Below are 18311 nucleotides of genomic sequence, written 5' to 3'. Positions count from 1 at the left end.
CAGATTGATGAAGTTGCTAAGTGATAGGTGTTGATAGCTAGGAATATTTTTAAAAAAATGGTTCCGCTTACAAAATGTTCTGTAAAATAGCGAACGGCTTGAAGGATAACGCCTCAAGAAGAGCGTACCTAAAATGCGATCACAAGAACAAATTAACCTAAATGTAATATGAAGGAGTGATTAACCATGTGGAAAGCAAACTATCATACCCACACAACTCGATGCAAACATGCACGGGATTCTGATGAAGACTATGTAATCAAAGCCATCCAAGCTGGCTTTAAGGAAATTGGCTTCGCTGATCATTGTCCCTGGCCCTTTGAGGCTGGGTATGTCTCCCTCATGCGGATGGATGTTGCGCAATTGGAAGATTACGTTTCATCGGTGAGAAGCTTACAGGAAAAGTACCAAGGACAAATCGATGTGAAATTAGGATTAGAGTGTGAATATTTTGAAACAATGATCCCTTGGCTAGTTGCAGAGAAAGAAAGGCTGTCGATCGACTATTTGATTTTTGGCAATCACTTTCCTGAAATCGAAAGCAATCACTATTACGACCATACACCCGGGGATTCGGTAAAAGCGATCAAAGATTATCTCCGTGTTTCTTTACAGGGAATTGAATCAGAAATTTTTGCTTATATGGCACACCCAGATGTGTTCATGCGGGGCTATAAAACCTTCGATTCTCATTGTGAAGAAGTTGCCTACCGCCTATGTGAAAAAGCCAAAGAGTATCAGCTGCCGTTGGAGTATAATTTGGCAGGCTATACGAACGGTGGCTATCCGCATCCTGAATTTTGGAAGATCGCCAAGGAAGTCGGCTGCTCTTGTATTATTGGGATCGATGCCCACGAGAGTGCTGCTTTAACGAATACAGAAATTTACGAAAGAGCTCTTTTAGAAATCGATGCCTTGGGGTTAACACGGATCGATCGGCTCTTCTTTGCGTGAAGGAAAGAAAGTTGATCGTTTTGGAAATAAAACATGGACGCCAGTGGGGATCACTAGCGTCCATGTTTATTAGAATTGCCATTCTTGAATTTTTTTCAAGAGTACCGCTTTGTCGGCAGCTTCCGCAAAGGAATGCTGAACGGCAGTTTCGTTTAAGAAGCGCATCTCTGATTCGGACATGTCGCAATGATGAGCCATTTGCAGGTATTCATTGGTCAATGTCGTGTTTGAGACCGTTCGGTTATCGGTGTTCAAACAAAAAGGGACCTTGGCTTTCAGCCATTCTCTTAATGGGTATGCCGAGTATGTGGGAATCGCACGCGTATGAACATTGCTGGTAGGGCAGCCTTCGATACAGCGATTTTGTTCTCGAACAAACGCTTGAGCAGTAGGATCTCCTTTTAAGGCGATGCCGTGGCCAATCCGCTGCGCACCGCTTTCGATGGCTTGATAAATGTTTTGCACACAGCCGCATTCGCCTGCGTGTAAGGTCAGCTGGACACTTTGGTCCTTGAGGAACACTTGATAGCTGGCAGCTAAATCAGGGACGTACCCGTCTTCTTCTGGACCTGCCAGATCAATGCCGACGACTTTTTCATCGGTAAGAGCGATCGCTTCATCAAAAATCGCCGTAATAGCTGGTAGGTCTTCTTGACGCATCCCAATGACCAAAACATTGCCTTTGATTGGGTAGCGTTCTTCTGCTCGTGCGATGCCTTCGATCACGGCTTGGATGGTCTGGCTGCAAGTGAGTCCTTTGTCCATCGATAAGCTGGGAGCAAAGCGGATCTCAATATAAGCGACCCCATCTTGAGCGGCTTGTTCCATCACGTCATAGGCGGCAGCTGCTAACGCTTCTTGTGTTTGCAAATACGGCCGAACGAAATCAAAGCAGCGAAGATAATCCCTCAGGTCATGACAATCTTTGGGGGCTTGCATCTGTGCTTTCACAGCTTCTATGTCTTGCTCGATCGGTAGTTCTTGCTGATTGGCGATGGCGATCAATGTTTCTGGACGAATGGAACCGTCGAGGTGGCAGTGAAGTTCTACTTTGGGAAATGCTTGGATTTGTTGTTGAGTAAGCACAGTGTTCCTCCTGTCTAGGTCGAATTTTTTTAAGTATGAATATAGCATACTTCCAAAGCCCATGCTACCCAAAAAAGGAAATTCTCATAGAAAGCAAAACAGCAGCCGCGAATTACTTGTGCGGCTGCTGGTTTTATTGTGGGAGAGTGGCTCAAATCAATTCCGATAGATCGGTAAAAGGCAATGACAGATCGTGAGCGGCTTCTTTTGAAGTAAATGCGCCCTCATAGGCGATGACCCCTTTGGCAAGTGCCTGATTTTCTCGCAACGCTGCTAAAGGATCGTTCGCTAGCTGCTGGGCATACGGCAAGGTGGCAATGCTCAATGCGATGGTTGCCGTTTGCGGCACAGCACCTGGCATATTCGCGACTGCATAGTGAATAACTTCTTCCCGGATATAGGTTGGCTCGTCGTGGGTAGTGACTTTGTCTTCGGTCTCAAAAATTCCGCCTTGGTCAATGGCAATATCGACGATCACGGATTTTTCAGGCATCTGTTTCACCATGTCGCGGGTCACTAAGCACGGGGCTTTTTGTCCTGGCAATAAGACGGCTCCTACCACCAAGTCTGCGGATTGGATCGTTCGTTCGATATTCAAGCGATTGGAATACAAGGTTTGAACTTGACCAGAAAACTGTCGATCCAGCTCTTGTAAGCGTGGGATCGAAACGTCTAAAATCGTCACTTGTGCGCCTAAACCTACAGCGACTCTCGCGGCATTCTCACCGGCAACGCCACCACCAATGATCGTTACCCGACCTTGACGGACGCCGGGAACACCTGAAAGCAGGATCCCTTTTCCGCCATATATTTTTTCGAGAAATTGTGCGCCGATTTGAACAGACATTCTTCCAGCGATCTCACTCATAGGCGATAGCAGAGGCAGGGTGCCGTTCGCCAGCTGGACGTTTTCATAAGCAACAGCGATCACTTTGCTGTCGATCAATGCTTGAGCAAGCTGTTGATTGGCGGCTACGTGGAAATAGGTGAATAAAACCAGTCCCTCATGCAAAAAGGGGTATTCTTCTGGTAAAGGTTCTTTGACTTTCATAACCAATTCAGAGGCCCAAACCTCTTCAACGGTAGCAATCGTAGCACCGACTTCCTGATACGCTTGATCAGAAAAGGTTGATCCTGCACCAGCGCCTTGTTCAACGAAGACTTCGTGTCCGTCTTGGACTAACTCATAGACTCCCGAGGGCGGCAATGCCACACGATTTTCATTGTTCTTGATTTCTTTTGGGATACCGATTTTCATAGACTTCACACCTTTCTTTCTTCCATTATAATAGAAAGCGGATTCCTAAGGGGAGAAAGAATGGTTTTTTTATTAAAAAAGTAAGATCCAGTTGCTGCCTACGCCACGACAAAGAAAAAAGCCCCGAAAGGGGACTTTTTTCGATCAATCAGCTGAAGGTCCAAAAGCGTAAGCTTTGATCAGCGATTTCATCTAGTGTGTAATAGATAGCGTAATGGGATTTTTCTGGATCATCATTTGGATCTAAGACAAACACTTGATCGTCCATCATTCCACCTAAGACCATAATATGGCCGCCATCTGTAAATTCCCCTGGAGTCACAGAAACGATGACCGGATGATTTTGTTGCAAGTAAGCTTCAACACTGGCTAGATCTGTGCCAAGATCATAGTAGTTGTAGCCGTTTGCATCGGCAAAATCAGAAAAAATCCGCCAGTCCGTTCCTTGGCCGTCAACGTAATAATGATCTCCTGCCCAATTGAGGACTTCCAGTGGCGAAATGGGATAGCCTTCAAGATAGGATTGAACCATCGCAAGAGAAGCAATCGCACAGCCGTTTTCTGCTAAGGTTTGGCTGCCGTCATTGCCATAGGATCTATCGGCCCAATCTTCGTTCGTCTGCAAGAAAATCGGTGTCGTGATGTCCATTTCCCATAAATAAGCATTGATGTCATCACTAAAGATAGCCTGAGAATAAATATATTCGTCGTCATAACTCTCATCATAGGCAACGACGGTATGCACGTGTTCAGACAACTCTCCGTACAACACGTGATGAGAGATTCGATTGAACCCTATCCAAATCAACACCAATCCTGCCAAAACAACCATTGGCCGACGCTTTCGATAAACATCTGTCTGTTTTTGCATTTTTCCCTCCTTGTTTTACGAATCGTACGTATTCATCCTGTTCTTTTAAGTAAAACAAAGGAGAGGGCGCTTGTCATCGGCCTACAGACCGATTCCTCGATCAACTGTCAAATGCTTCTAGTTCTAAGCTAGTATTTTCCCATGCTTCTAGTAGAGCTTCTTGTTCAGTGCGGGCTTGTTCTAACGCTTGATTCAACGCGGTCAATTTGACATGATCATTCAACGCATCTGGTGCGGTCATGTCTTGTTCCAGTTGTTGGATCGTTTCTTCTATTGCGGCAAGTTCTTCTTCGATTTGGGTGACTTTTCGCTGTAAGGTTCTAACGGCTTTTTGCTGTTCCTTGCTTTGGACAAAGTTTTGCTTGCCCGCTGAGAGGGTGGTTTCGGTTGTTTTTGCTTCCAACATCGCTGCGATCTCAGCTTCTTCTTGTTTCTTTTCTAAATAATAATCGTAATCGCCGAGATAGAGCTTGCTGCCGTTTTCAGACAGTTCCACGACCTTGGTGGCGATTCGATTGATAAAGTAGCGGTCATGAGATACGAAGAACAAAGTGCCTTCATAATCGATCAGGGCATTTTCTAAGACTTCTTTGCTGTCGATGTCTAAATGGTTGGTTGGCTCATCCAAAATCAAGAAATTGTCATGGTCCATGGCTAATTTTGCCAAAGCGACACGGGCTTTTTCGCCGCCGCTTAACAGCGTGATCGGCTTTTCAACATCTTCTCCCGAAAATAAGAAGCTGCCTAATATATTGCGAATCTCGACTTCAGGTGTGGTACTGTGGTCATCCCAAAGCTCATGGAGGATCGTTTTGGTTGAGTGCAGATCGGATTGGGTTTGGTCATAGTACCCGATTGAGACATTGGCGCCAAAATGCACCTTTCCTTGAATAAAGGGGATTTTATGAATCAGCGATTTCAATAAGGTTGATTTGCCGATCCCATTCGGTCCCACTAAAGCGATCGCATCTTTGCGCCGAACATCTAAGTCGATGGGCGCCGATAAAACTTCTTCTTCAGAATAACCGATAGCGGCATTTTCTACTTGCATCACAACATTTCCTGAAGGCTTTTCAATAGAAAAAAGGAAGTGGGCGGATTTTTCATCTCCTTGCGGGCGATCCAGCCGGTCCATTTTCTCTAATTGCTTACGGCGGCTTTGCGCGCGTTTGGTGGTAGACGCACGGACAAGGTTGCGGGCAACAAAGTCTTCCAGTTTATTGATTTCTTCTTGCTGTTTTTCAAAGGCTTTCCATTCACTTTGCAACTGCTCCGCTTTCAGGGTCAAATAGCGGCTGTAATTGCCTTTGTAATGGCGCATTTTTTGACGACTCAGTTCGTAGACTTCGTTGACGACTTTGTCTAGGAAGTAACGGTCATGGGAAACGATCAGCAACGCACCGGCATATCCTTGCAGATAGTTTTCCAACCAAGATAACGTTTCGATGTCTAAATGGTTGGTCGGTTCATCGAGGATCAAGATATCAGGTTTTTGCAGCAGCATTTTTGCTAATGCCAAGCGGGTTTTTTGACCACCAGAAAGGGTGTTGATAGCTTGCGTGTAAAAAGAAGGATCAAACTGAAAACCGTGCAAGACGGAGCGAATCTCATTTTCATAGCCATAACCGTTTTTTTCTGCAAATTCATGTTGCAACTGGTCGTATTCTTTCAGGAGATTGCCAGAGTCAGCAGCAGGATCTGCTTCGGAGATGGCGATCTCTAAGGTACGCATGCGCTGCTCCATCTGCCGAACCGTTGCAAAAGCTCCTAGCATTTCTTCCCAAACGGTGGCCTCACTAGCAAGTCCGGTATCTTGAGCTAAGTAGCCCATCGTAGCGGTCTTGTTTTTAGCGATCGTTCCTTTATCAGGACTTTCGAGTCCAGCAATAATTTTCAGTAGCGTTGATTTACCAGCACCGTTGCGCCCAACAAGCGCGATTCGGGAATTGCTGGCAATCTCTAATTGGATATTTTCAAATAAAACCTCGGCTCCGAAAAGACGGGCGATTTGGTTGGCTTGTAATAAAATCATGTATATGTCATTCCTATCTTTAAGAAACTTGTCTGTATCAAGGTTGCAATACTACAAGTCTATCATATTTTAAGGGAAACGGCGATTGGGAAAAAGTTTGATTTTACCATTATAAAATTTATATTTCAAATTATGAGCATTCAAATTGATTTTTGAACAATGTATTTGTTATGATAGCTTCATCACAAGTGAATTTTTCACAATGGGGGAGTATTCTTTGAAAGATCATCAAATTCCAAAGGCAACAGCGAAGCGATTGCCTTTATATTATCGTTACTTGCGTATTTTGCACCAAGCTGGCAAATTAAAAGTTTCTTCGACCGAACTAAGTGAAGCTGTTCAAGTTGATAGTGCGACGATCCGCCGCGACTTTTCCTACTTTGGTGAATTAGGAAAACGCGGCTATGGCTATGATGTTGAAAGCTTGATGCAGTTCTTTGCGAAGACATTGAACGAAGACCACATGACGAATGTAGCTTTAGTCGGTGTCGGAAACTTGGGGAGCGCCTTGTTGAAATACAAATTTCACCAAAGCAACAGCATTCGGATCAGTGCCGCATTTGATGTCAACGAAGATCTAGTTGGTCGAATCGTAGATGGTGTGCCGGTCTATCCAATGGATGACATGAAGGAACAAGTGAAGATCCAGCAGATCGATGTGGCTATTTTGACGGTTCCCGCACAACATTCACAAGATTTAGTGAACGAGCTTGTGAAAGCTGGCATTAAAGGAATCTTGAACTTTACACCTGCACGGATCACTGCACCAAAAGGCGTGCTGATTCAAAACGTTGACTTAACCAATGAATTGCAAACGTTGATTTATTTCTTGCATTCAGGCAACGTCTTGTCCCATGAAGAACCAGTAGAAGAACCATCACTAAGCGAATAATCGCATCACATAAATAGGAACCAACAAAACAGCTGCCAGATCGTAGTATATACAACGATCTGACAGCTGTTTTTTGCTTTTTCACCACTGATCTTACTCGTCTAACTGGTCAAAAAGTGATTCGTAGGAATCTTGCTCTTCAACGCTTGTGAGCGCTTCTTGATATCGCAAGATTTGTTGAGTCAAACGTGTGAAATCGATGATGCGGGCTTCACGATGCACTTCTTTCCCATTCGCGAACAAGAGGACGACAGGAACCGTCAAGACCAAAAATAAAGTGGCTGCTTCTGGCTCTGCCAGCGTGTTGATGGTAAATAGGGGGAGTTGCTGGGATTGTGCCAGTTTTTGGATGCGTGGTTTGTCTGCAACACAAATACTGCAATTCGGTTGAGAGAGATAGAGTAGTGCCAACGGTTGTTGGGCGAGCTGCTCTTGGATCGGTTGATTTTTTTGCATAAGTCATTCCTCCATGGAAAATGTACGCTGTTCTTGAGGAAAAGTCAAAATATCTGCTAGCAGCTGATCGCTTAGGTGAGTAAGAAGGATTCAAAGATAAGGGAAATCTAAAGCAACGATTAAAAAAATAGGCTGCTTTAAAAAAAACGTTGTATAAAAAAAGGAAAAAACGTATAGTAATTCCAGCGTTTCGAATTTATTGATAAAGAAGGTTAAAGTTATGTTTCAGGCATTACCGAATTCTGTCCTGCAAATGAGTGTTATTTTTTTATCTATCGTCATTGAAGCCTTGCCGTTTGTCCTATTGGGCTGCTTGATCTCAGGTGCCTTACAAGTCTTCTTGACACCAGAAAGAGTCACGAGACTCTTACCAAAAAACAAATTGGCATCGATCACAGTTGGTTGTGGTCTGGGGGTCTTTTTTCCTTCCTGCGAATGTGGGATCGTACCGATCGTTAATCAGTTCGTAAAAAAAGAGGTGCCAGTGTATACGGCGTTTGCCTTTATGCTGACTGCACCGATCATCAATCCAATCGTGATTTTTTCTACATTCATTGCCTTTGGAAATTCCGCGAAGTTCGCCTTTTTGCGTGTACTGGGCAGCTTATTGGTCGCAATGGTCGTGGGGATCTGGCTGGCGTATTTTAACAAACAAGAGGTCTTAAAAACACGGCTTGCCAATCAATTAAGTGGCGGGAATGAGCAGGCAGCTCACCCACACCATCAGGGGCATGATCACGCCCACCATCAAACGGAAAAGAGCAGTCATCCGCTCCTTCGGCAGATTCGTCATTTGCTGCAGCATAGTTTGGATGAGTTTTTCGATACTGGGCGTTATTTGATCATTGGTGCGTTGATCGCCTCAGCGATGCAGACCTATCTGCCAACTGGTTTGATGCTGACATTAGGCTCCACGAAGCTGTTAGCGGTCTTCGTCATGCTGCTGTTAGCATTAACGTTATCCCTATGTTCCGAAGCAGATGCCTTTATCGGCTCTTCGTTGTTGAGTTTATTCGGCACTGGACCAGTCGTCGGTTTCCTGGTTTTTGGTCCAATGGTAGATATTAAAAACCTGTTGATGATGAAGCGGTACTTTTCGGGGCGTTTTATCGCTTCTTTAGTTGGATTAGTCGCAATCGTCGTTTCAATTTATGCATGGGTGGTGTAAAGAATGGTTCGTTTTTTGATCTTATCAGGCTATTTTGAATTGATGATGTACTTGCAAGTGACGGGCAAACTCAATCAGTTTATCAACATTCATTATCGCTATCTCGCTATTTTATCCATGATCATTTCTTTATTATTGGCTTTGGTCCAGCTGTATTTTTGGGTCAAACAAGAGCCTGAGCATCATCATGACGATGAGCATCAGCATGGATTGGAGAAAAAACACCAACGAGTGATTGCGTATTTTCTATTAGCCTTACCGATCATCGTGGGTCTCTTTTTCCCCACCGTTAGCTTGGATACGACGATCGTTGAAGCAAAAGGGTTTAATTTCCCCCTAAGTGAAGAATCTGTGGGGGATCCAGAAATGACGACCCAATATCTGAAACCCGATACAAGTCTTTATTTTAACAAAGAAGATTATGACACTCAGATGGATGCAGCGTTGGTACGTTACGCCAAAGATGAGACGATTGCGGTAACGGAAGAAAATTACTTGGAAGTCATGGAGTTGATCTATACGTACCCGAGCGAATTTATTGGCAAGAAAATCACCTATGATGGATTTGTGTACCATGCAGATCAAGATGATGCCAATGAAATCTTTTTGTTTCGTTTTGGCATTATCCATTGTGTGGCTGATTCAGGCGTTTTTGGCTTGCGAGTGGAATTACCGCAACAAACAACGGCAGAAAATAACCAGTGGCTCCATGTAGAAGGGACGATCCAATCGAAGTACTATCAACCCTTTAAACGAGACTTACCGATGGTGGTAGCAGACCAAGAGAAGACGATTGAAGCACCAGAAAACCAGTATGTCTACCGCGCTTTCTAGCTTTTTTTAAGAAAGTTCATAAAAACATCATAAACCTTTGTTATAATGGAGAAAATCTAAGCATATGTTTGTAGTTTTATCAAACGTTTAGTACAATATAGTAGGAACATATGCTAAAATCTATACAAAAGAGAGGTGTCGTGAAATGGGTTTTACAGATGAAACAGTTCGCTTTGATTTTGATGATAGCCGTAAAAAAGAAGTCAGCGAAACATTAGCTATCGTCTACCGAGCATTAGAGGAAAAAGGATACAATCCGATCAATCAAATCGTCGGTTATCTCCTTTCTGGCGACCCGGCTTACATTCCTCGTTATCGGGATGCCCGGAATTTGATTCGTCGTCACGAACGGGATGAGATCATGGAAGTTCTGATCCGTTATTATTTAGGCAATCACGGGATCAACCTATAATGAGAATCATGGGATTGGATGTTGGTTCGCGGACAGTCGGCGTGGCGGTCAGTGACCCAATGGGCTGGACAGCACAAGGGATCGAGATCATTCGCATCAATGAAGATGAAGGCAATTTCGGTTATGATCGACTTGCTGAATTGGTGAAAGAATATGAAGTCTCACGTTTTGTGGTAGGACTACCTAAAAATATGAATAATACGATCGGACCTAGAGCGGAAGCTTCTATGGCTTACGGCGCAGCGATCGAACAGCAATTCGGTTTGCCGGTCGTTTACCAAGACGAACGTCTGACGACCGTTCAAGCAGAACGAATGCTGGTAGAACAGGCGAATACATCGCGTGCCAAACGAAAAAAAGTGATTGATAAATTAGCAGCAGTCATGATTTTGCAGAATTATTTAGATGGTGCTGGGAAACAGCTGTTTTAATTTACAGAAAAGAGGAAAATAAATGTCAGAACATACACACGATCATAACCACGATCACGATCATGAAGGACATGAACACATTACTTTAATCGATGATCAAGGAAATGAAACCTTATACGAAATTCTATTAACGGTTGACGGTACGGAAGAATTCGGCCGCAACTACGTCTTGCTTTATCCAGCAGGCGTACCAGAAGAAGAAGACGTTGAATTACAAGCGTACGCTTATATTGAAAACGAAGACGGTTCTGAAGGTGAATTAGAACAGATCGAAACAGAAGCAGAATGGGATATGATTGAAGAAGTCTTCAACACATTCATGGCGGAAGAAGAAGAGTAATAAGTTGCAAGTGCTGACCCTTTCCATAAGGGATCAGCACTTTTTTTGATTTAACGACTGTTTATTTTAGAAGCATGTCTGCTTTTTTGAAAGGAATGAGAAAAATGAGTAACGTAACGATATTCGAGCTTGAAAAGATCGCAGAAGAGCAGCTAGTTTTTGCCGTGATCATCAGCAAGTACCAAGAAAAGTTCGTCTATGTCAAACACAAAGAACGAGACACCTTGGAGATTCCTGGAGGCAAGCGAGAACTAGGAGAAAGCATCACAGAGTGTGCTGCCCGTGAATTAAAAGAAGAAACAGGCGCCAAGCACTTTACCCTAGAACCGTTATTTATCTATGGTTTAGAAAAAAACGGGGAGGCCGATTACGGCTTGGTGTTTGAAGCCCAGATCACGGACTTGCAGGATGAATTGACCTCAGAGATCGAAGCAATCTATGTAATGGCAGAGCCGCCTGCCAACTGGACATATCCAACGATTCAGCCGTTGTTATTGGCAGAATATTTCGTACGAACAAAAAAATAATTCAGCCCACTCAAATGGAGGGCTGTCTTGAGTGGGAAAGTAAAAGAAGCCTATTTGACAGGAGTGAGCGAATGAGTTGCGTGATCCTGCAATCAGGGGTAGGATGAAAATGTAAACGTTATCTTATTGGAGAGTAGGGAAAGGCATGGAAAAAATTTATCAAGCAAGTACCGCAGAAGGAGCAATCGATTTTATCAATATGCGCGATTTGGAGATCGCGGCAGAGGAAGTGATTCCTAAAGGTGGGTATGGCTATATCAGCAGTGGTGCGGGGGATATTTTTACCTATCAAGAAAATGAACGCGCCTTCAATCACAAATTGATCATTCCTCATGTCTTAAAGGACATTGAATTACCGGACACAACGTTGTCCTTTGGCGGCGATACGTTGTCAGCGCCAATCATTATGGCGCCTGTTGCCGCCCACGGCTTAGCAAATGTTGCGGCAGAACAAGCGTCAGCCAAAGGTGTTTCACGTTTTGGCACGATCTATACGGCGAGTTCGTATGCCTCTTGTACGTTGGAAGAAATCCGAGCAGCTGGTGGTCAAGAAGCGCCGCAGTGGTTCCAATTTTATATGAGTAAAGACGATGGCATCAATAAAGACATCTTGGCGATGGCAAAACGCAATGGCGCCAAAGCGATCGTTTTGACCGCAGATGCAACTGTTGGGGGCAATCGAGAAACGGATCGCCGCAATGGCTTCACCTTTCCGTTGGCAATGCCGATCGTTCAGGCCTATCAATCAGGGATCGGACAAACGATGGATGCCGTTTACGGCTCCTCAAAACAAAAATTAAGTCCCCAGGATGTCGCTTTTATCGCCAAAGAATCTGACTTGCCAGTTTATGTCAAAGGGGTGCAATCAGAAGAAGATGTGGAACGAGCTTTAGGGGCAGGTGCACAAGGGATTTGGGTCTCAAATCACGGGGGACGCCAATTGGATGGTGGTCCAGCTTCCTTTGATTCCTTACAGATCGTGGCTGAAGCAGTGGCAGGTCGGGCGCCGATCGTCTTTGATAGCGGGGTACGGCGAGGACAGCATGTCTTTAAAGCGATTGCTTGCGGAGCAGATCTAGTGGCGATCGGCCGCCCAGTGATCTATGGGTTGGCTCTAGGTGGTGCTACCGGTGTTCAACAAGTCTTTGATTTCTTCAAAAAAGAATTGGAGATGGTCATGCAGCTTGCGGGGACGCAAACGGTGGCAGATATTAAAAAAGCCGTTTTACGGGACAATCGCTATTTATAAGTAATCCCTCAAAAAGGCGCTAGAATCGCTGATTCTGGTGCTTTTTTTAATGGATTTTTCTAATCATGCCCAGGAGCAGGAGCAACTGCTTTCGCTGAAAAAAGTGTATATGATTTTGAAACAATTGCAAAATCAGCTACACTTAAAAGAGACCAATAAACTAAAGGAGAGAGATTGATGATTCCAAAAATTATTCATTATTGCTGGTTTGGCGGCAATCCATTAGGTGAACAAGAAAAGAAATACATGGATACCTGGAAAAAATATTGTCCGGATTATGAGATCAAACGTTGGGATGAATCAACGATCGACCTTTCAAAATTCGGTCCTTATCTAAAAGAGGCCTATGACCAAGAAGAATGGGCCTTTGTGTCAGATGTGGTTCGTTTGTATGCGTTAGTGACAGAAGGCGGTATTTATATGGATACCGATATCGAGGTGGTCAAACCTTTAGATGAGCTCTTGACACTGGAGGCATTTATGGGCTTTGAGATCGAAACCAAGATTTCTACTGGGATCATTGGAGCGGTGCCGCATCATCCCTTTATGGAAGAATGGTACCACGATTACGATGACCGAAAATTTGTCCGGGCAGAAAAAACGGAAGATGTCGTCACCAATGTGATCCGAGTGACGGAACTGTTGCAAAACCACGGATTAGAATTGAATAATCAACGACAAACCGTTAAGGGTGTAGAAATCTTCCCGCAAATGACGTTTTCACCAAAAAGCTATATCACTGGTGAGGTCGAGGAAGATCCGAGTACGATGGTGATCCATCAGTTTTCTGGCTCTTGGTTATAAAAGAGTAAGTCTATGAAAGGACGGACAGTGGGGAAAGCTGTCTGTCCTTTTTGCTTTTGCAAGGGATGATGGAGATGTGATAGAATAGCTTGAAAAAATGAGGAGGCGTTTTGATGGCTATCAAACGATGTACTTTGGCAGATTTAGAAGAATTGGGAGAAATCAGCGTATCCACCTATTACGATACATTTGCTCCTTTCAATACGGAGGAAAATACTCGTATCTATCTAGAAGAAGCCTACAATCTGCCGAAACTGACCCGAGAGTTAGAAAATCCGCAGTCGGCGTTTTATTTTTTACAAGATAATGATCAAACCGTAGGATATATCAAACTTAACTGGGGTGAGGCGCAAACGGAAGCAATCGCCCCAGAGGGGTTGGAAATTGAACGAATCTATATTAAAAAAGAACATAAGCGCAGAGGCTATGGCAAAACACTGCTGCTGTTTGCCCAAGAGACCGCTAAAGAGCTGCAGAAAAAGTCGATCTGGTTAGGCGTTTGGGAATTTAACGACAATGCGTTGGCTTTTTATCATACGATGGGCTTTGAAAGAGTTGGCAGTCACTCCTTTTTTATGGGGGATGATGAGCAGACGGATTTCTTGATGCTGAAAGAACTTTGAATTCTGCCTTTGTATGAGGAATTAGAAATTACTTTCCATTTTTTTGGCAATCAAGTATAGTTAAAGGGATTGATGAAAAAAGAACGATTGGTGAAAACCATCGCTAAGGAGAGCAATTGTAAATGGAAAAACAGAGAAACGAAAGTATTTTGTCACGTTTTCTTAAAGGCGTGGTGATTGCCTTGGGCTTTATCTTGCCTGGTGTTTCAGGTGGCGTATTGGCAGCCATCTTAGGCATTTATGAGCGGATGCTGCGCTTTATGGCACATCTGACGAAGAATTTTAAAGAGAATCTCCTCTTTTTCCTGCCAGTAGGGATCGGGGGAATCGTAGGGATCGGGCTTTTATCAAAGCCATTAGAGTGGCTGCTGCAAAACTATCAAATCATCGTTTTGTGGGGCTTTGCGGGGGCAATTATTGGGACATTACCGGCACTTGCCAAAGAATCTACTTTAAAAAGCAAACGAACAACCGGTGATTTGATTTGGTTCTTCGGCAGTATGGTCATCGGCTTCTTGTTCCTCTATTTTATGGGTGATATCTTAGGAACGATCCCTGCCAATTTCATAGGTTTTGTGATCGCCGGCGGTCTGATCGCGTTAGGTGTTTTGGTTCCTGGCTTGAGTCCTTCAAACCTTTTGCTCGTTTTGGGACTTTATGATCCGATGTTGAAAGGCTTTAAGAGCTTTGACATCATGGGGGTCTTTCTACCGATCGCCATTGGCGGCTTGGCAGTGATGCTGCTGTTTTCGAAATTGATGGAGTGGCTATTGACCCATTATCATTCAAAAGTCTATCACTTCATTTTAGGGATCGTTATTGCCTCAACGATATTGATCGTGATTCCTCCGGTGGCAAACTATAGCGGCTTTACTTGGGTAACGGCTGTCATCGGAATTATTTTGTTTGTCTTGGGGGCTTGGTTAGGTCTTTGGATGAGCAAGCTGGAAGAAAAATATAAGTAAATCAAAACGGCACATCGTTTGGCGATGTGCCGTTTTTGTTAGGTAATGATGGGGACAGCTAAGAAGAAGCGTTGGTCGACAACTGGTAGTAAAAAGATGGGAACGTTTGATAACGATATGATACAGGTTTAAAAACTGTTCTATTTTTGTTGAAAGATTTCCTAGTGTTTGGTATATTGTAGTCTATATAAAGAAGAATTTTTCATGTGTTACAGTTTAGATAATTGTTTGAGGGTTTGAGGAAAAGGAGGGGCAAGCATGCAAGATGCGACCTATTGGGCGGAACAATTGCGGCAAGGAAAAATCAGTTTTGCAGAGCGGGTGGCGATGATCGAAGAAAAAGTCAATCAACAAAATCCGCTTTTGAATGCGCTTGTAACATTTGATCCGCAAGCAGCGATCCAGCATTACGAGCAGCATCTTCAAAAAACGGTTTTTGGGGGACAACCCATGCCGTTAAAAATACTCGGCCAAACCAAAGCAGGGTGGCCAGCAACGTCAGGAGCCAAACTGTTTGCTAAAGCACGAGCCAGCCGCACGGCACATTTTGTCTCTCGTTTAGAAGAGGCAGGCTTTGTGCCGTTAGGGCAAACCAATGCACCAGAATTTGGATTCAAAAATATCACTGATCCAACATTGTATGGGCCTACACGTAATCCGTGGAATCCTGCCTATTCAGCTGGTGGTTCCAGTGGTGGTGCGGCAGCGGCAGTGGCTTCGGGGATGTTTCCGATTGCGGGTGCCAGTGATGGCGGCGGATCGATCCGCATTCCAGCATCCTTTAGCGGATTGATCGGTTTGAAGCCAACCCGTGGCACGATGCCAGTGGGTCCTAGTGAATGGCGCAGCTGGCAAGGCGCTTCTATCAACTTTGCGTTGACGCTTTCCATGCGTGATACGGAACAGTTGTTTTATGCGTTGCGGACGTCACAGCCGACTGCCCCTTATCAGGCACCGCAAGTAGAATGGCATCATCAGCAAGCGAGTCAAAAAACGCGGTTGAAGGTTGCTTTTACTATCGCATCGCCGACCGGTGGCCAAGTGTCTGAAACCGCCATCCAAGCAGTCCGAAGTGCAGCCGCATTTTTAGAAAAGCAGGGGCATGAAGTCGTTGAAGTGGGCTATCCAGTGGCTGGTCAGCAAATGATGACCACCTATTACGCCATGAATGGCGGCGAAACAGCTGCGATGTTTGCTGAGATCAATGCTGCTCGTCAAGTACCGGTCAGACGGGAAGAGATGGAATTGATGACCTGGGCACTTTACCAATATGGCAAAAAACTGCCTGCCGCCGATTACGTTCTTGCCTTGCAGTGGTGGGATCAATTGGCAGAAAAAATGGAAGAAGTCTTTTCAACCTATGATCTCTTTTTGACCCCGACGACGGCTTATCCAGCCCCTTTGATTGAGGAAGCCTTACAAAGCGATAGCATTCGCCAAAGACTGCATGAGATCGAATCGCTTGGAAAAAGTGCTGCGGGTGAGTTGATCGAAGAAATGTTTGCCAAGAGCTATGCTCTGACACCTTACACTCAATTAGCCAATTTAACGGGGCAGCCAGCCATCAGCTTGCCAACTGCTCTTAGCGAGGAAGGGTTGCCGCTAGGGATCCAATTTATGGCGTCTAAAGGCAGAGAAGATCTACTTTTCCAAGTCGGCTATTTATTTGAAACACAGCAACGATTTCTGTTGCCAAAACAAGGAGACTAAGAGGAGGATATTATGAAACAAGTTAGAAAAGGGAAAATCGTTGCAATGGTTGGCTTTTTAGGTTTATTTGCGGGAGTCTTGTTAAGTGCCTGCAGCAAACCAACGGAAGAAGACACCAGTCTAAGCAAGGTGGAAGAAGCCAAAACATTGGTTGTTGCTACTTCGGGAACCTTGTATCCATCGTCTTACTATAACGATGAAAATGAATTAGTGGGCTATGATGTCGATGTGGCAAAAGAAGTCGCCAAGCGATTAGGCGTAGAGATCACATTTAAAGAGTACAATGTCGATGGACAAGTTTCTTCTTTAACACGTGGAGAAACTGATTTTGCTGCCAACGATTTTGGTTTGACGGATGAACGGGCGGAAAAATTCAGTCTCTCAACGCCTATCAAATACTCGTTCGATAGTATGATCGTGCGAAAAAGTGATGACTCTGGGATTGCTTCTTTAGAAGATTTGGATGGAAAAAAAGCTGCTGGTGAACCGAATACCAGCTACATGCGCTTAGCGGAATCCTATGGGGCAGAATTAGTGACTTACGACAACGCAACGAATGATCAGTATTTGACAGATGTTGCGAATGGTCGAACGGATGTGATCTTGAATGATTACTATTTGCAAAAAATGGCAGTCGCTGCTTTGCCAGATATCCCTGTAAAAATTTTGGAAGATGTCTACTTTAATCCGAATGAAACGGGCTTCTTATTCGTGAAAGATCATCAAGCATTACAGGAAAAAGTGGATGCTGTTTTAGCAGAAATGAAAGAAGACGGCCGTTTAAAAGAACTTGCGGAAACGTATTTTCAAACCGATATTTCAGTAAAATCTGATCAAGCGATCCAAACGGTTGAAACAGACTAATGTATATTCCAACCCTTGATTTGCCGTTGATGTGGGAGTCATTGCCCTATTTGCTGTCGGGCTTGTCCTATACGGTCGGCATTGCTGTCGTTTCGTTTCTAGGAGGCAACGTATTAGGGATCACACTCACCTTCTTAGGGATGTTGGAAAATCCATTCATTAGAGGGTTCGTGCGGGGCTACCTCTCATTTCTAAGAGGCGTCCCAGCGTTGGTCTTGTTGTTCCTACTGTATTTTGGCTTGCCTTATCAATTGTCGGCGCTCAGTGCTGCGATCATCTGTTTTACATTGACCAGCAGCGCATTTATCGGGGAAATCTACCGAGGATCAATTGCTGGTGTGGATCGTGGGCAATTTGATGCTGCCTATGCGTTAGGGTTATCCTTTACGAAAACGATGCGTCTGATTATTTTGCCGCAAGCCTTTCGTATTTCTGTACCGGCATTGAGTAATGTGGCAATGGATTTGTTGAAAGGAACCTCCTTGGCAGCAATGATCACGATTCCTGATATTTTTCAAAAAGCTAAGATCGTTGGCGGACGAACCTTTGATTATATGTCCATGTATGTGCTAGTTGCCATCATCTATTGGCTGTTGTGCATTTTGATTGAAGCCGGGCAAAAGCGATTAGAACAACATTTTTCAAAACGCTTTGCCGCTAATGAGGCTGTAAGACAATAAAAAAAGAGCCGAGGCTCGATCACTGCAGAAATCACTCTCTTCTTGAATTGATTTCTGCAGTTTTTGTATTTGAAAAGATAGAAGAAAGGAGATTGCCATAGTAAAACAATGAGCAAAGGCAAGGAAGATAGAGAAATTTCTGTAATGTCAAACTA

Annotated in this window: 20 protein-coding genes; 15 read left to right on the top strand and 5 right to left on the bottom strand. The window is 44.2% G+C overall.

Going from position 1 to position 18311, the window contains the following annotated elements; translation table 11 throughout:
- The first annotated feature begins 186 nt into the window (after window positions 1–186).
- Complete coding sequence (locus A5878_RS13180; protein WP_060791376.1) at window positions 187–954, top strand: histidinol-phosphatase; 768 nt, start codon at window positions 187–189, stop codon at window positions 952–954.
- Between the two features lie 69 nt (window positions 955–1023).
- Here the strand turns inward: A5878_RS13180 and add are convergent, their stop codons facing one another.
- The 4 genes from add to A5878_RS13160 form a co-directional block, all read right to left on the bottom strand.
- Complete coding sequence (gene add, locus A5878_RS13175) at window positions 1024–2040, bottom strand: adenosine deaminase (protein WP_086295672.1); 1017 nt, start codon at window positions 2038–2040, stop codon at window positions 1024–1026.
- Window positions 2041–2191: 151 nt separating this feature from the next.
- A complete protein-coding gene (gene ald / locus A5878_RS13170) occupies window positions 2192–3298 on the bottom strand; it encodes an alanine dehydrogenase (protein ID WP_086295671.1) in 1107 nt (368 codons plus the stop codon).
- 148 nt (window positions 3299–3446) lie between these two features.
- Entirely contained in the window at window positions 3447–4169 is a 723-nt protein-coding gene (locus A5878_RS13165) for a C39 family peptidase (RefSeq protein ID WP_086295670.1), read from the bottom strand.
- Between the two features lie 100 nt (window positions 4170–4269).
- Entirely contained in the window at window positions 4270–6201 is a 1932-nt protein-coding gene (locus A5878_RS13160) for an ABC-F family ATP-binding cassette domain-containing protein (protein WP_086295669.1), read from the bottom strand.
- Window positions 6202–6418: 217 nt separating this feature from the next.
- Between A5878_RS13160 and A5878_RS13155 the strand changes: the two genes are divergently transcribed.
- Window positions 6419–7093 carry a redox-sensing transcriptional repressor Rex gene (locus A5878_RS13155; protein WP_005228549.1) on the top strand — a complete coding sequence of 225 codons (675 nt, stop codon included), beginning with the start codon at window positions 6419–6421 and terminating at the stop codon, window positions 7091–7093.
- 93 nt (window positions 7094–7186) lie between these two features.
- Here the strand turns inward: A5878_RS13155 and A5878_RS13150 are convergent, their stop codons facing one another.
- Window positions 7187–7549 carry a thioredoxin domain-containing protein gene (locus tag A5878_RS13150; RefSeq protein WP_086295668.1) on the bottom strand — a complete coding sequence of 121 codons (363 nt, stop codon included), beginning with the start codon at window positions 7547–7549 and terminating at the stop codon, window positions 7187–7189.
- Between the two features lie 220 nt (window positions 7550–7769).
- Between A5878_RS13150 and A5878_RS13140 the strand changes: the two genes are divergently transcribed.
- The 13 genes from A5878_RS13140 to A5878_RS13080 all read left to right on the top strand — a co-directional run bounded on the left by A5878_RS13140 (window position 7770) and on the right by A5878_RS13080 (window position 18156).
- Window positions 7770–8717 (top strand): permease, encoded by a 948-nt coding sequence (locus A5878_RS13140; RefSeq protein ID WP_086295667.1) that lies wholly within the window; start codon window positions 7770–7772, stop codon window positions 8715–8717.
- A 3-nt stretch (window positions 8718–8720) separates the two neighbouring features.
- Window positions 8721–9551: a TIGR03943 family protein gene (locus tag A5878_RS13135; protein ID WP_086295666.1), complete on the top strand. Its 831-nt coding sequence runs from the start codon at window positions 8721–8723 to the stop codon at window positions 9549–9551.
- A gap of 145 nt (window positions 9552–9696) precedes the next feature.
- Entirely contained in the window at window positions 9697–9963 is a 267-nt protein-coding gene (locus A5878_RS13130; protein ID WP_005228556.1) for an IreB family regulatory phosphoprotein, read from the top strand.
- A complete protein-coding gene (ruvX, locus tag A5878_RS13125; protein ID WP_005234242.1) occupies window positions 9963–10394 on the top strand; it encodes a Holliday junction resolvase RuvX in 432 nt (143 codons plus the stop codon). The genes A5878_RS13130 and ruvX overlap by 1 nt, the downstream gene beginning before the upstream one ends.
- A 22-nt stretch (window positions 10395–10416) precedes the next feature.
- Window positions 10417–10734 carry a DUF1292 domain-containing protein gene (locus tag A5878_RS13120; RefSeq protein ID WP_005228559.1) on the top strand — a complete coding sequence of 106 codons (318 nt, stop codon included), beginning with the start codon at window positions 10417–10419 and terminating at the stop codon, window positions 10732–10734.
- A gap of 104 nt (window positions 10735–10838) precedes the next feature.
- Window positions 10839–11261 (top strand): NUDIX domain-containing protein, encoded by a 423-nt coding sequence (locus A5878_RS13115; protein ID WP_060791370.1) that lies wholly within the window; start codon window positions 10839–10841, stop codon window positions 11259–11261.
- A gap of 145 nt (window positions 11262–11406) precedes the next feature.
- Window positions 11407–12510, top strand: a complete 1104-nt coding sequence (locus tag A5878_RS13110; protein WP_010749842.1) for an alpha-hydroxy-acid oxidizing protein — start codon at window positions 11407–11409, stop codon at window positions 12508–12510.
- 177 nt (window positions 12511–12687) lie between these two features.
- Window positions 12688–13314, top strand: a complete 627-nt coding sequence (locus tag A5878_RS13105; protein ID WP_010749841.1) for a glycosyltransferase family 32 protein — start codon at window positions 12688–12690, stop codon at window positions 13312–13314.
- Window positions 13315–13427: 113 nt separating this feature from the next.
- Window positions 13428–13937 (top strand): GNAT family N-acetyltransferase, encoded by a 510-nt coding sequence (locus A5878_RS13100; RefSeq protein ID WP_010749840.1) that lies wholly within the window; start codon window positions 13428–13430, stop codon window positions 13935–13937.
- A gap of 122 nt (window positions 13938–14059) precedes the next feature.
- A complete protein-coding gene (locus A5878_RS13095; protein ID WP_060793123.1) occupies window positions 14060–14902 on the top strand; it encodes a DUF368 domain-containing protein in 843 nt (280 codons plus the stop codon).
- Between the two features lie 258 nt (window positions 14903–15160).
- Entirely contained in the window at window positions 15161–16612 is a 1452-nt protein-coding gene (locus tag A5878_RS13090; protein ID WP_060792810.1) for an amidase, read from the top strand.
- Between the two features lie 12 nt (window positions 16613–16624).
- Window positions 16625–17476: a transporter substrate-binding domain-containing protein gene (locus A5878_RS13085; protein ID WP_060792811.1), complete on the top strand. Its 852-nt coding sequence runs from the start codon at window positions 16625–16627 to the stop codon at window positions 17474–17476.
- Window positions 17476–18156 carry an amino acid ABC transporter permease gene (locus A5878_RS13080; protein WP_060792812.1) on the top strand — a complete coding sequence of 227 codons (681 nt, stop codon included), beginning with the start codon at window positions 17476–17478 and terminating at the stop codon, window positions 18154–18156. Before A5878_RS13085 ends, A5878_RS13080 begins: the two co-directional genes overlap by 1 nt.
- The last annotated feature ends 155 nt before the right edge of the window (window positions 18157–18311 follow it).

This window comes from Enterococcus sp. 3G6_DIV0642, from assembly GCF_002140635.1.
Classification (GTDB): Bacteria; Bacillota; Bacilli; order Lactobacillales; family Enterococcaceae; genus Enterococcus_D; species Enterococcus_D casseliflavus.
Note: the sequence above shows the minus strand (reverse complement) of the source record. Positions and strands in the feature narration are given on the sequence as shown.